General features: G+C 60.2%; 16 protein-coding genes. 13 read left to right on the top strand and 3 right to left on the bottom strand.

Features of this window, described 5'->3' with window-relative positions; all coding sequences use genetic code 11:
• The first annotated feature begins 29 nt into the window (after positions 1-29).
• From BUC24_RS09865 to BUC24_RS09845, 5 genes are read left to right on the top strand one after another with little or no spacing between them, the layout of a single operon-like run.
• Entirely contained in the window at positions 30-1,880 is a 1,851-nt protein-coding gene (locus BUC24_RS09865) for an acyl-CoA dehydrogenase (protein ID WP_073214425.1), read from the top strand.
• Positions 1,881-1,889: 9 nt separating this feature from the next.
• A complete protein-coding gene (locus tag BUC24_RS09860; protein ID WP_073214423.1) occupies positions 1,890-2,192 on the top strand; it encodes a Dabb family protein in 303 nt (100 codons plus the stop codon).
• Between the two features lie 17 nt (positions 2,193-2,209).
• Complete coding sequence (locus BUC24_RS09855) at positions 2,210-2,992, top strand: SDR family oxidoreductase (RefSeq protein ID WP_073214420.1); 783 nt, start codon at positions 2,210-2,212, stop codon at positions 2,990-2,992.
• Positions 2,993-2,994: 2 nt separating this feature from the next.
• Positions 2,995-3,993, top strand: a complete 999-nt coding sequence (locus BUC24_RS09850; protein WP_073214417.1) for an NADP-dependent oxidoreductase — start codon at positions 2,995-2,997, stop codon at positions 3,991-3,993.
• A complete protein-coding gene (locus BUC24_RS09845) occupies positions 3,990-4,898 on the top strand; it encodes an SDR family oxidoreductase (protein ID WP_073214412.1) in 909 nt (302 codons plus the stop codon). The genes BUC24_RS09850 and BUC24_RS09845 overlap by 4 nt, the downstream gene beginning before the upstream one ends.
• Position 4,899: 1 nt before the next feature.
• Here BUC24_RS09845 and BUC24_RS09840 read toward each other — a convergent pair whose 3' ends face one another.
• Genes BUC24_RS09840 through BUC24_RS09830 form a run of 3 tightly spaced genes read right to left on the bottom strand, consistent with a single transcriptional unit; the run spans position 4,900 to position 6,954 of the window.
• On the bottom strand, positions 4,900-5,637 hold the full coding sequence (locus tag BUC24_RS09840; RefSeq protein ID WP_073214410.1) for an NRDE family protein: 738 nt from the start codon (positions 5,635-5,637) through the stop codon (positions 4,900-4,902).
• A complete protein-coding gene (locus BUC24_RS09835; RefSeq protein ID WP_073214407.1) occupies positions 5,628-5,903 on the bottom strand; it encodes a DUF4936 family protein in 276 nt (91 codons plus the stop codon). The genes BUC24_RS09840 and BUC24_RS09835 overlap by 10 nt, the downstream gene beginning before the upstream one ends.
• 4 nt (positions 5,904-5,907) lie before the next feature.
• Positions 5,908-6,954, bottom strand: coding sequence for a CAF17-like 4Fe-4S cluster assembly/insertion protein YgfZ (locus BUC24_RS09830; protein ID WP_073214403.1), 1,047 nt, complete (start codon positions 6,952-6,954; stop codon positions 5,908-5,910).
• A gap of 101 nt (positions 6,955-7,055) precedes the next feature.
• On the opposite strand from BUC24_RS09830, the gene mltG reads away from it, so the two are divergent.
• The 8 genes from mltG (at position 7,056) to BUC24_RS09790 (ending at position 12,875) form a co-directional block, all read left to right on the top strand.
• Entirely contained in the window at positions 7,056-8,042 is a 987-nt protein-coding gene (gene mltG / locus BUC24_RS09825) for an endolytic transglycosylase MltG (protein WP_073214400.1), read from the top strand.
• A 14-nt stretch (positions 8,043-8,056) separates the two neighbouring features.
• Positions 8,057-8,683 carry a dTMP kinase gene (gene tmk / locus BUC24_RS09820; protein WP_073214398.1) on the top strand — a complete coding sequence of 209 codons (627 nt, stop codon included), beginning with the start codon at positions 8,057-8,059 and terminating at the stop codon, positions 8,681-8,683.
• 47 nt (positions 8,684-8,730) lie between these two features.
• A complete protein-coding gene (locus tag BUC24_RS09815; RefSeq protein ID WP_073214395.1) occupies positions 8,731-9,762 on the top strand; it encodes a DNA polymerase III subunit delta' in 1,032 nt (343 codons plus the stop codon).
• A gap of 10 nt (positions 9,763-9,772) precedes the next feature.
• Positions 9,773-10,150 (top strand): PilZ domain-containing protein, encoded by a 378-nt coding sequence (locus BUC24_RS09810; protein WP_073214392.1) that lies wholly within the window; start codon positions 9,773-9,775, stop codon positions 10,148-10,150.
• A 39-nt stretch (positions 10,151-10,189) separates the two neighbouring features.
• Complete coding sequence (locus BUC24_RS09805) at positions 10,190-10,708, top strand: GNAT family N-acetyltransferase (RefSeq protein ID WP_073214388.1); 519 nt, start codon at positions 10,190-10,192, stop codon at positions 10,706-10,708.
• 16 nt (positions 10,709-10,724) lie between these two features.
• Positions 10,725-11,507: a TatD family hydrolase gene (locus BUC24_RS09800; RefSeq protein WP_073214386.1), complete on the top strand. Its 783-nt coding sequence runs from the start codon at positions 10,725-10,727 to the stop codon at positions 11,505-11,507.
• A 129-nt stretch (positions 11,508-11,636) separates the two neighbouring features.
• Positions 11,637-12,560: a class I SAM-dependent methyltransferase gene (locus BUC24_RS09795; protein WP_073214383.1), complete on the top strand. Its 924-nt coding sequence runs from the start codon at positions 11,637-11,639 to the stop codon at positions 12,558-12,560.
• 66 nt (positions 12,561-12,626) lie between these two features.
• A complete protein-coding gene (locus BUC24_RS09790) occupies positions 12,627-12,875 on the top strand; it encodes a hypothetical protein (protein WP_073214380.1) in 249 nt (82 codons plus the stop codon).
• The last annotated feature ends 82 nt before the right edge of the window (positions 12,876-12,957 follow it).

The following is a 12,957-nucleotide window of genomic DNA, read 5'->3' as shown; positions in this document are numbered from 1 at the left end:
GGCACCCTGGCATCACCCCAGGAATTCTCATGCAATCGAAGATATTGTCGCGCCGCGACATCGACTTTCTGTTGTACGAGTGGCTGGACGTGGAGGCGCTGACGGCGCGTCCGCGTTTCCAGGACCACAGCCGCGAAACGTTCAACGCTGCACTCGATACCGCCGAGCAGATTGCCACCGATCTGTTTGCCCCCCATAACAAGAAGAACGACGCCAACGAACCGCATTTCGATGGCGAAAAAGTGACCATTATTCCCGAGGTGAAAACAGCGCTGGACGCGTTTTCGGCAGCGGGCTTGATGGCGTCTGGCCAGGACTACGAGTTCGACGGGATGCAGCTGCCGTGTGTGGTAGACAAGGCCTTGTCGGCTTGGTTCACCTCGGCCAATATCGCCACCTCGGCCTATATTTTCCTTACGGTCGGCAATGCCAACACCTTGCTCAAGACCGCCACGCCGCGCCAGATCGAGCGCTTCGTGCGGCCTTTGCTGGCGGGTGAATTCTTCGGCACCATGTGCTTGTCGGAACCGCAGGCTGGCTCCAGCCTGTCCGACATCACCACTCGCGCCGAGCTCGATCCCGTGGCCGGCCCGGAAGGCGAGCGCCAATATCGGCTGACCGGCAACAAGATGTGGATTTCCGCTGGCGAGCATGACCTGGCCGGCAATATCGTGCACCTGGTCCTGGCCAAGATTCCCGGCCCCGACGGCCGCCTGATTCCTGGCGTGAAGGGCATTTCCCTGTTTATCGTGCCCAAGTATCTGGTGGGCGAAGATGGCGTGCCAGGCGAACGCAACGATGTCGTGCTGGCGGGACTGAACCACAAGATGGGCAGCCGTGGCACCACCAATTGCCTGCTCAACTTTGGCGAAGGCCGCTTCAAGCCCGATGGCAAGGCGGGCGCGATCGGCTATCTGGTGGGCGAGCCACACCAGGGGTTGATGAACATGTTCCACATGATGAACGAAGCCCGCATCGGCGTCGGCATGTGCGCTGCGGTACTGGGTGTGACTGGCTATCTGCACGCGCTTGATTACGCGCGCAACCGGCCGCAGGGCCGCCATCCGGCGGAAAAAGATCCGGTACGGCCGCAAGTGGCCATCATCGAACACACCGATGTACGGCGCATGTTGCTGGCGCAGAAGGCGTACGCGGAAGGCGCGATGGCGCTGGTCATGTATTCGGCCAGGCTGGTCGACGATTTCAATACGGCGCCGGAAGCCGAAGCGCGTGCGCACGCTGGCATGCTGCTGGACTTCCTGACGCCGATTACCAAATCGTGGCCATCGCAATGGTGCGTGGAGGCGAACAGCCTGGCGATCCAGGTGCACGGCGGCTATGGCTATACGCGCGAATATAACGTCGAACAGTTTTACCGCGACAACCGCCTGAACGCGATTCACGAAGGCACGCATGGCATCCATGGCCTCGATCTGCTGGGCCGCAAGGTGTCTATGCAGAAAGGCGCGCTGTTCAAGGCGATCAGCGCCGAACTTGCCGCCGGCATTGGCAAAGTCCGCCTGGCCGACGCGCCCGACTTGCAAGGTTACGCTACCCAGCTGGAAGAAGTCTGGGCCCGCATCGGCCGGGTCACTACCACGCTGTATGAAGCCGGCGACATGAACAAGACCCTGGCCAATGCCAGCTTGTATCTGGAAGCAGTGGGGCATGCGGTGGTGGCGTGGATGTGGCTGGAACAGGCTTTGGTCGCCAGCGGCAAGCTGGCCGGCGCCAGCGAGGACGATGCCAATTTCTATCACGGCAAATTGCAGGCGTGCCGCTACTTCTTCCAGTGGGAATTGCCCAAGGTGCCGCAGCAACTCGATCTGCTGGCCAGTATCGACACCACCACGCTGGACATGCAAGATGCCTGGTTCTAAGGAATAACGATGCTCAAACACATAGTCATGTGGAAGTTAAAAGATCACGCCGAGGGCGCCGACCGGGCCACCAATGCGCGCCTGATGAAGGAGCGCCTCGATGCCTGTGCCAATTTGTCCTCCGGCACGATCAAGTTTGAAGTCGTACTGGCCCAGCCTGGCCTGGAAGCGACGTACGACGTGATTCTGTATTCGGAATTCCGCGACCGCGCGGCACTGGCCGAATACGCCGCCCATCCCACCCACAAGGCCCTCATTCCGTTCATCGGCGCCGTACGCGCTGAACGGCAATGCATGGACTACGAAATTTGACCGACCAAGGAAAACTGATGCGTACTACCCAAGAATTATTTTCGCTCGCAGGCAAAACGGCACTCATCACGGGCGGCTCGCGTGGTCTCGGCTTGCAAATGGCCGAGGCGCTGGGCGAGCAGGGCGCCACGCTGGTGCTGTCCTCCCGTAAGCAGTCCGATCTGGACGAGGCAGTGGCCCACCTTGCCGCGCGCGGCATCAAGGCCTCGGCCATTGCAGCGGACCTGTCGCAGGAAGCGCATATCGGCCCTCTGGTGGACGAAGCCATCAAGCGCCTGGGCCATATCGATATTCTGATCAACAATGCCGGCGCCAGCTGGGGCGCACCCGCCGAAGACTACCCGGTCGAAGCGTGGGACAAGGTCATGAACCTGAATATCCGCAGCATCTTCCTGGTCAGTCAGGCGGTGGGCAAGCTGTCCATGATTCCACGCAAATACGGGCGCATCATCAATATCGCCTCCATCGCCGGTTTGGCCGGCAATCCGCCAGGCACCATGAAAACGGTGGCGTACAACACCTCCAAGGGTGCGGTCATCAACTTCACGCGCACGCTGGCAGGCGAATGGGGCGCGCACGGCATCACCGTGAATGCGATTGCGCCGGGCTTCTTCCCCTCCAAGATGACCAAGGGCGTGCTCGAGAGCATAGGTGAAGAAGCGCTGGCCAAGGGTTCGCCGCTGGGCCGCATTGGCGACGATGAAGACTTGAAGGGCGTGGCCTTGCTGTTCGCGTCTGATGCCGGCAAGCACATCACGGGCCAGACGCTGGCCGTGGACGGTGGCGTTTCGGCGGTTTGAGCATGACCGAGTATCAACGTATTGTATTGGCGGCCCGTCCACGCGGCGCGGTCCAGCCCGAGAACTTCCGACTGGAAACCGCGACCTTGCCAGCACTGCAGGATGGCGAAGTCCTGGTGCGCAACCATTTCCTGTCGCTGGACCCGTACATGCGCGGGCGCATGAGCGAGGCCAAGAGCTATGCCACCGCGCAGGCGCTGGATGAGACCATGCTTGGTGGCACGGCCGGCGAAGTGCTCGCCTCCAAACACGCCCGCTTTGCTGCGGGCGACCACGTGGTCGGCATGCTGGGCTGGGCCGAGATGGGTGTGTGCGACGGGGCCTTGCTGCGCAAGGTCGACACCAGCCGCATTCCCTTGTCCGCTTATTTGGGCGTGGTGGGCATGCCGGGTATGACCGCTTGGTACGGTCTGAACCACATCATGAAGCCGGTGGCCGGCAACACGATTCTCGTGTCGGCAGCCAGCGGGGCGGTCGGTAGCGCGGTAGGGCAGCTGGCCAAGCTGCAAGGTTGCCGCGTGGTGGGCATTGCTGGTGGCGCCGAAAAATGTGCCTACGTGATCGACGAACTTGGCTTCGATGCCTGCGTCGATTACAAAGCGGGCAATCTGGCGGCCGATCTGGCGCGCGCGGCGCCGGATGGGATCGATGCCCTGTTCGAAAACGTGGGCGGCCCTTGTTTTGACGCAGCTTTGCCGCTGATGAACGCCTTTGGCCGGATTGCGCTGTGCGGTTTGATCGCTGGCTACAACGGCGACGACCTGGCCGTACGCAATCTGCGCTTCATGCTCACCAGCCGCCTGAGCGTACGAGGTTTTATCGTGACCGAACACCTGGATCTGTGGCCGCAAGGCTTGGCCGAGCTGGCCGCGCTGGTTGCCGGCGGCAAGCTCAAATACCGTGAAACCGTGGCACAGGGGCTGGCAGCAGCGCCCGACGCCTTTATCGGCCTGCTTCAGGGCCGCAACTTTGGCAAACAACTGGTTCAACTTATTCCATGAAAAATTTCAATGATCGTGTGGTCGTGATCACCGGCGGCGCCAGTGGTCTGGGCCGTGAATTTGCCCTCAAGGCAGCGCAACTGGGCATGAAACTGGTGCTGGCCGACGTGCAGCAAGATGCCCTGGACGCGACCCGCAGCGAGCTTGAAGCGCAGGGCGTGCAGGTACTTGCCATGCGCTGCGACGTGCGCCACGCCGAGGAAGTACAAGCGCTGGCAGACGCCACCATGGCCCGCTTTGGCGCGGTGCATCTGGTGTTCAATAATGCCGGCGTTGGATCGGCGGGCTTGATCTGGGAAAACAGTGTCAGCGACTGGGAGTGGGTGCTAGGCGTCAATCTGTGGGGCGTGATCCACGGCGTGCGCACCTTTACCAAGCTCATGCTCGACAGTGCGGCCAAAGATCCGTCATATGAAGGCCATATTGTGAATACTGCATCCATGGCCGGCTTGCTCAATGCGCCGACCATGGGCGTGTATAACGTGTCGAAGCACGCGGTGGTATCGCTGTCGGAAACCTTGTATCACGACCTGCAACTGGTGGAAGCACCGATTGGCGCCTCGGTGCTGTGCCCTTACTTTGTGCCCACCGGCATCAGCCAGTCGCACCGCAACCGCCCGGCAGACGTGGCCATGACCACACCCGCTACCGCCAGCCAGAAGGTGGCGCAGGCAATGACGGTGAAAGCCGTGGAGTCTGGCAAAGTATCTGCTGCCGAAGTGGCGCAGATGACGTTTGACGCCATCGCCAACGGTCAGTTCTATATTTATTCGCATCCGGGCGCGCTGGGCGGCGTGGCCGACCGCATGGATGAAATTGTGCACGCGAAAAACCCAAGCGATCCGTACAAGGCCACGCCCCATGTGCGCGATCTGCTGCGCAGCAAGATGAAGGCGGCCCAGTAATTTACTGCAGCACGCGCTCGTGCAGTTCGGCGGGCGCGTCCTGGTACAGCTTGACCACGGTTGAGGTGCGGGTGCCGTAGCCCGTGGTTTCAATGCACACGGCGGACAGCACGCGTTCCAGGTCGAGCGCAATGCCCGTGTCTGGCAGACGCATGTCCGGCGCGCGCGTGGTGTCGGCCAGCATTTCGAAGTAGGCTTCCTCGGGCGCGCCCTGGCACAGCAGGCTGGCAAACTGCGCCTTGGTGCGCACCACCTTCGGCCACGGCGCGTCCAGCAAGCTATTGGAAATACCGTAGATGCCGGGCGCCAGCGCCTGGCCGTTGCGCGCGTCGTCCATGGCGCGGTTCGAAAACCAGTACATATTTTCGCGGTCGCCCAGCACCAGGTTAAACCCGTTGTAGTCGGCGACTTCCTGGGCAATTTTGGCGATGTAGGCGGGCGCATCCAGGTCGCCAGCCAGATAGTCGGCCACCAGCGCGCCGCGCGATGGCGCGTCGGGACGGCGTTCCTGTGGGCCGCGAATGTTGGTCAGGGCGGCAAACTTGGGGCCGTGCGGGCCTTCCTGGGTAATGCCCATCCAGCTGCCGCCGCCTTTCAGGTCGCGCCCGGCAAACACCTGCGGGTGCTCGGGCCAGGTGCCGGCAGCCGCGGCAGGGCGGTCGTAGAACTCATCCCTGTTGGCAGCGGCAATCAACGGTGCGCCAGGCACCACTTGCCATGCAAAAACGATCAGGCACATGGGGCGACGTCCGTAAAGGCTTCGGTATGACGCTCGCCAGCAATCCATGTTGCCAAGCCAGCCTCGCGCACGGCCAGCGCCAGGCGGGCTTCGAAATCCGCTGCCGTGGCGCTGTAAATTTCCATCCAGGTTTGGACGCCGTCGCTGGAGCCGGGGCGGCGCTTGAGCTGGCCGGCGCCGCCAAGGGCCGCCTGCATCGCGCGCACGCGCGGCCCCAGTTGCGCGGCATGCTCGTCGCGGACGCGATAGTAGATGTACAGGTCCATGCGGTCAGACGTCAATGGCGTCGAGCGGGTAGGGCATGGGCTGGAAGTGCAGGGCGCTGCCGCTGGCCGAGCCCAGATGCACATCGCCTTGTTCGATGGCGGCCAGCTTCATTTCCACCAGCGCATCCACGCCACCTTTGCCGTTGGGCGCGGCGTTCACCACCATGCCGCAGGGCTGGTCGGGATCGCTGGCGGAAAAGACTTCGTCCCCGGCACTTGCGGTCGTGTCGATGCTGGCAAGCGCGGTGCGGCGCTTCAGTTTGCCCAGATATTGACTACGTGCCACGATTTCCTGGCCGGGGTAGCAGCCCTTCTTGAAGTTGACGCCGCCCAGCAGCTCGAAATTGACCATCTGGGGTACAAACTGTTCCTGCGTCTTGAGCGTGATTTCCGGCACGCCGGCGTGAATGGCCGACAGTTGCCAGGCATCGTTGCCCGCGGGGATCAGGGCAGCGCTCAGCGTGGGCCAGGCGCTCTGCGCCTGCGCAGCCGTGGTCAGCCATTGATAGCGGGGTGCGCCAAAGGCGTCGGCCAGGCGCAGGAGCGTGCCCAGCGCATGGTCGATCCGGGTATAAGGCTGCGCTGGCAGCGCACCGAACATGCCTTCCAGTACCTTGCCAGCGGCTGCGCCACCGAAACCGAGGATCACTTCGGGCGTGGCGTCAGCCAGTTTGGCCTTGGCGCGCAGCACAAACATCGACAAGCGCTTTTGCAGGGCAGGCTGCAATTGCTGCGGCAGTTGCAGGAACACGGCTTCTGCCGTGCGCCACATCAGGAAGGAGGCCTGCATGCGTCCCTTGGGCGAGCAATAGGCGGCCAGACGGACGTCGCCTTGCCCCAGATGCTCGACATCGTTGGTCAGCTGATTGTGCAGGAAAGTGGCGGCATCGTCGCCGCTGACGGCGATGACGCCCAGGCCGCCGGTAACAGCCACAAAACCGGCCGCCAGCTCGGCAGCGCTGAATGTGCGTCCAAAATCTGGCACATGCGGCTGCTCTGTGGCACTATGTCGCGCACCTTGCGCCAAGAGTAAGTCATTCCAGGTGGTCATATAAATTGATGTATTTTTGATTAAAGCTTTATCATTACGGGCTCATTATAGAGATGTCGAGAAAATCCCGCCGGACGCCGCACAAAACCGCCAAGTCACCCATGCGAGCCATAAAAAAATTCATCTATCTCGTCATCCTGATCGCACTTGCCGCGGTGGCCGGCTTTTCGTACTGGGCCAAGCAGCCCATTACGACCGAAGGCGAGCCGATTGCCTTTGTCATTGCGCCAGGCAGTGGCGTATCGGCTGCCTCGCAGGATATTGCCCGTGCCGGGGTGCCGATCAATCCCTACTTGTTTTCCACGCTGGCGCGCGTGACCCAGAAGGCGTCGCGCATCAAGGCCGGCAGTTACGAGCTCAAGCCTGGCACAACGCCGCGCGCGCTGGTTGATCAGCTGGTGCGTGGCGAGTTTGCGCAAGAGTCGCTGACCATCATCGAAGGCTGGACCTTCAAGCAGATGCGTCAGGCCGTGGCCGCCAGCAAGACCCTCAAGCACGATACGGCCGAGCTGAGCGACAAAGAGCTGCTGGCGCGCATTTCAAGCGAGTTCAAGTCGCCTGAAGGCTTGTTCTTCCCGGATACCTACCTGTTTGCCAAGGGATCGAGCGATCTGGCCGTCTACAAGCAAGCCCATGAGCTGCTGCTCAACCGCTTGAACGCGGCCTGGGAAAAGCGCGATGCCAGCCTGCCATACAAGTCCCCGTATGAAGCGCTGATCATGGCTTCGATTGTCGAAAAGGAAACTGGGCAGAAGTCCGAGCGCGCCATGATTGCGGCCGTGTTCGTCAACCGCCTGAAGCAGGGCATGATGCTGCAGACCGATCCGACCGTCATCTACGGCATGGGTGACAACTTCGCTGGCAACATCCGCAAGAAGGATCTGGAGACCGATACCCCGTACAATACATACACCCGCAGCGGCTTGCCGCCCACCCCGATTGCCCTGCCAGGCGTGCAATCGCTGGCGGCAGCGCTGGGGCCGGCCAAAAGCAATGCCCTGTATTTTGTGGCGCGCGGCGACGGTACCAGCAAGTTCTCGGATAACTTGAACGACCATAACAAAGCAGTTAATCAATACCAACGATAAAGCGTCGCCGTTCCATGACTCAAAGCAGCACCGTAAAAGGCAAGTTCATCAGTTTCGAAGGCATCGATGGTGCCGGCAAGTCGACCCACATTGCCTTTGTCGCAGAGTGGCTGGGGGCGCATGGCAAGACCGTGGTGTCGAGCCGCGAACCTGGCGGCACCACCGTGGGCGAGAAGTTGCGTGATTTGCTGCTGCACGAAAAGATGCACCTGGAAACCGAGGCGCTGCTGATGTTTGCCAGCCGGCGCGAACACATCGCCCAAGTCATTGCGCCCGGTCTGGCGCGCGGCGACTGGGTTGTTTCCGACCGATTCACCGATGCCAGTTTTGCCTATCAGGGTGGCGGACGCGGCCTGGACCGCAGCAAGATGGAAGCACTGGAGCAATGGGTGCATCCCACGCTGCAGCCCAATCTGACACTGCTGTTTGATGTGCCCCTGGCCGTGGCGCGAGCGCGTCTGGACGCTACCCGCACGCTCGACAAATTCGAGCAGGAGCAGGCGGACTTTTTCGAGGCGTGCCGCACCGAATATCTGCGGCGTGCCGCCCAGTTTCCAGAACGCATAGTCGTTGTCGATTCGACGCAAAGTATAGATGCAATCCGCGCACAGCTGGCGGCCATACTTGAGAAACTACTTTAAGTGAAGCTCGAAATGACTTCATCTATTTGTCGCAAGCTGTTGATTAAATGAGTAATTCTATCTACCCATGGCAAGAGGCCGCGTGGAGCCAGCTCCAACAGCTGCGGTCGCGCATGCCGCATGCGATCCTGTTCCACGGCGCCGCCGGGACTGGAAAAGCTGACTTTATCGAAACCTTTGCCCAGGCATTGTTGTGCGAAAACGGCCGGCCAGACGGCCATGCTTGCGGCACTTGCGTATCCTGTGGCTGGTTCTCGCAGCACAACCACCCGGACTATCGGCGCGTGCGTCCGGAATCGTTTGAAGACGAGGCGCCGGAAGGCGAAGAAGGTACGGACGGCGAGGGCAAGAAGGCCAAGGCCAGCAAGACCCCATCGAAGGAAATCAAGATCGAGCAGATTCGCAACCTGGCCGACTTCATGAACATTTCTACCCACCGCCAAGGTTTACGCGTGGTGGTGGTGTACCCGGCCGAGGCGCTCAATACCCCCGCCTCGAATGCCCTGCTCAAGACGCTGGAAGAGCCGCCGCCGGGCACCGTGTTCCTGCTGTCCTCGAACAGCCTGGACCGGCTGCTGCCGACCATTCTGTCGCGCTGCCGCAAGTTTGCCTTGCCCATGCCCGACCACGCCCAGGCCGCTGCCTGGCTGAAAGCGCAAGGTCTGGCCGACGCCGACAGTTGGCTGCGTGAACAGGGCGGGGCGCCGCTGGCGGCGCTGGCCCAGTCGGAGACCGGCAACCGTGATGAAATGGAAACCCTGCTGCAGCTGCTGGCCCACCCCAGCGTTGACGGCGCGCTGAAAACGGCTGATAAATTAAGCAAGACACCCCTCAGTTCTGTGGTGTCTTGGCAGCAACGCTGGCTTTATGATGTGTTTTCCTACAAACTGTCTGGAAGCATCAGATATTTCCCCCGATATCAGAAGGAACTTGCAGCGTTAGCCGGGAAAGTGCACACTTCCAATCTGCTGCGCGCAATCAAGGGCGCCAACGCGCGCCGGGCGACTGCGGATCACCCCTTGTCGCCGAAACTGTTTTTAGAAGATTTGTTGCTCGATTACACTACATGCTGCACCTGAAAGGATTTACATGACCGGCAAACCACCTGACCCGACCGCCACGCAGCCTGCGCGGCCCTCGGTGCTCTCGCTGGCCATCAAGGAAAAGGCGGCCTTGTACGCCGCATACATGCCTTTTCTTCGACACGGCGGCATGTTTGTGCCGACCGTTAAGCCGTACAAGCTGGGCGACGAGATCTACCTGATCCTGGCCTTGATGGACGACCCGAACAAGTACCCGATCGCGGGGAAAGTCGCCTGGATTACCCCGGCTGGCGCCAATAACAACAAGGCGCAGGGCATCGGTGTGCATTTCCCGGACGATGAAACGGGCCACCGTGCCAAGCTGCGCATTGAGGAAATCCTCGGTGCGGCACTGCGTTCGTCGCGCGCCACCCACACGCTTTGAGCGTGCGTCTATCACTCTGGTTCAACCTTGTTTCGTACTATGCCGTCTTTTACCCATCGCATTGCCCGTCCCGATGATTTGCCTGCCATTGTTGCCATCTATAACTCGACGGTTGCGTCGCGTGAAGTGACGGCCGATACCGAGCCTGTCTCGGTGGCTTCGCGCCAGCAATGGTTTGACGACCACCATCCTGAACGGCGCCCCCTGTGGATCATTCACGATGCGGCCGATACGGCGGCGGCACCTGCCGTCCTGGGTTGGATGTCGTACTCCAATTTCTATGGCCGTCCGGCCTACTCGGGCACGGCCGAATTGTCGATTTATATCGAGGAGGCCTGGCGCGGCAAGGGTATTGGTCGCTACTGCCTGGAGGAGGCCGTGGCCTTTGCTCCGAAGATTGCTGTGCACACCTTGCTTGGTTTTATCTTTGGCCACAATGTGCCCAGTCTGGCGCTGTTCCGCAAGTTCGGTTTTGATACCTGGGCGAATTTGCCGCGGGTTGCCAACCTGGACGGCATTGAGCGCGACCTGATTATCCTCGGCAGGCGCGTCGGCTAGACTTTATAATCGTGGGATGTATATCGATTCCCACTGCCATATCAATTTCCCCGAGCTGTCGGCCCGGATGCCTGAAATTCTCGCCAAGATGGCCGAGAACAAGGTCACGCACGCACTGTGCGTCTCGGTCGACTTGCCCGATTTCCCACAAGTATTGGCGCTGGCCGAAACTTACCCCCACATTTACGCTTCGGTTGGCGTGCATCCCGATTACATGGATACGCCCGAACCTTCCGTGGACCAGCTGGTCTCACTGTCAGCACATCCAAAAATCATTGCCATTGGCGAAACGGGGCTCGACTATTTCCGGCTCGAAGGCGATCTTGAATGGCAGCGCGAGCGCTTCCGCGTCCACATCCGTACTTCAAGAATCACGCGTAAGCCTTTGATTATTCACACAAGAGCAGCAAGCGCAGACACCATTCGCATCATGCAGGAAGAGGGCGCAGGGACCGACAAAGGCGGTGTGGCCGGCGTCATGCACTGTTTTACCGAGTCGCTTGAGGTCGCACAAGCGGCCCTGGAAATGGGTTTTTACATCTCGTTTTCCGGCATCGTCACGTTCAAAAGCGCGAAAGATCTGCAGGCAGTGGCCAGGGAAGTGCCCATGGAGCGCATTCTCATTGAAACCGATTCGCCCTATCTTGCGCCCGTGCCGCACCGGGGCAAAATGAACGAGCCGGGCTTCGTCAAGCATGTGGCCGAATACATCGCCGACCTGAAAGGCATTCCGCTGGTCCAGGTGGCGGAGCAGACCACCAGTAACTTCTTCAATTTATTCAAGGGCGTGCAGCGATAAGTTGAAGTTGTTTCTGTGATGTGCATGCGCTGAACTGACGGGGAAAAGCGATTTTTCTCGGCAATTCGACGCGATGGGTGTTTGTTGATAATGGTGACATCGACTTCAAACTGCACACCAGGGAACGCCATGCTCAACGAACGCGAAATTGAAAGCTGCTATCTGGGGCAATTTATCCCGGTCCATTATCATCACAATATGTTGATGGACCAGAACCGCATGCACGGGTTCAAGTCAGCCATCAATTACGCGGTTAAACCCGGCGCCAAGGTGCTCGAATTGGGTGGCGGCACCGGGGTGCTGTCCTGGTTTGCGGCGGGCCGCGCGGCGAAGGTCTACTGTGTCGAATTCAATCCCGATATGGTCAAGGCTGCGCGCAAAATGCTGTCCATGAATCCCAACGGCCACAAAGTCGAAGTGGTGCATGCCGATGCCTTCGAGTATTTGCCGCCGGAGCCGGTCGATGTCGTCATCTGCGAGATGATTCACGTGGCAATGCTGCGTGAAAAGCAGGTCGAAGTCATGGAATCGTTCAAGCGCCGCTATCTGGCCCGTTTCGGCGGCCCGCTGCCCGTGTTTTTGCCCGAGGCGGTGATCATGGCGGCGCAGCCATTGCAGCAGGATTATGACTTCGAGGGGTTCTACGCGCCCATCGTGCAGTTCCAGGAAACCTCGACAGCCAAGCCAGGTACGGTGGAACTGGCTGCACCGGCGGTCTACAGCATCCTGGACTTCAGCCAGCCGACGGACAGCGCCATTGCCTGGCAAGGCCAGTTTGCCATTGAAAAAGCCGGCATCGTCAATGCCATGCGCTTTATCACCAAGAACATTCTTGCCGTGGTTCCCGAAGAGAACAGCACGATCGACTGGCTCAACCATTACATGAGCGTACCTATGAGCCAGCCCATTCAGGTAAAACCAGGCGATGTACTGCAGGTCAGTTTCCAGTACCGGGCAGGGGGATCAATCCCATCGCTGGAAGCGTCCATCCGGACTGAGCTTGTGCACGCGCATGCCCACAGCAGCAACGCGCAGCTGTCGGCCTACGCCTGATTTTTCCGCATGCGGGGGCGGCAAGCCTTAAAATGGCGGTTTCCTCACCTTATTTAAGTTCGCCCCATGGAATCGATCGATCAGCGTTACCTCGTCCAGCAAAACAAAATCAGCGATGGCGACACCAAACCGCCCGTGTTTGCCAAAGTCATGCGCAGCAAAGAGGGCAAATTCGAAGGTGTTTCCTTTATCAAGAACAAGGAAAAAGCCACGGTCATGACCGTGGCGGAAGCCCAGGAAGCCATCAACTGGGCCACCGGCAAGAAACCCAACGCGCACGAATACACCACCAAGATCATCTGCGTCGGTCAGTAAGGCAGCGCAAGCCGCACCATTCATCCCCGTTTTTTTCGGCTTGATCGCCCCCAGCATGCCGCCCATCGCATGCCGCTGGCGT

This window comes from Massilia sp. CF038 (assembly GCF_900129765.1).
Lineage (GTDB): Bacteria > Pseudomonadota > Gammaproteobacteria > Burkholderiales > Burkholderiaceae_D > Telluria_A.
The sequence above is the reverse complement of the archived record's forward strand: the minus strand, read 5'-3'. Positions and strand labels throughout refer to the sequence as shown.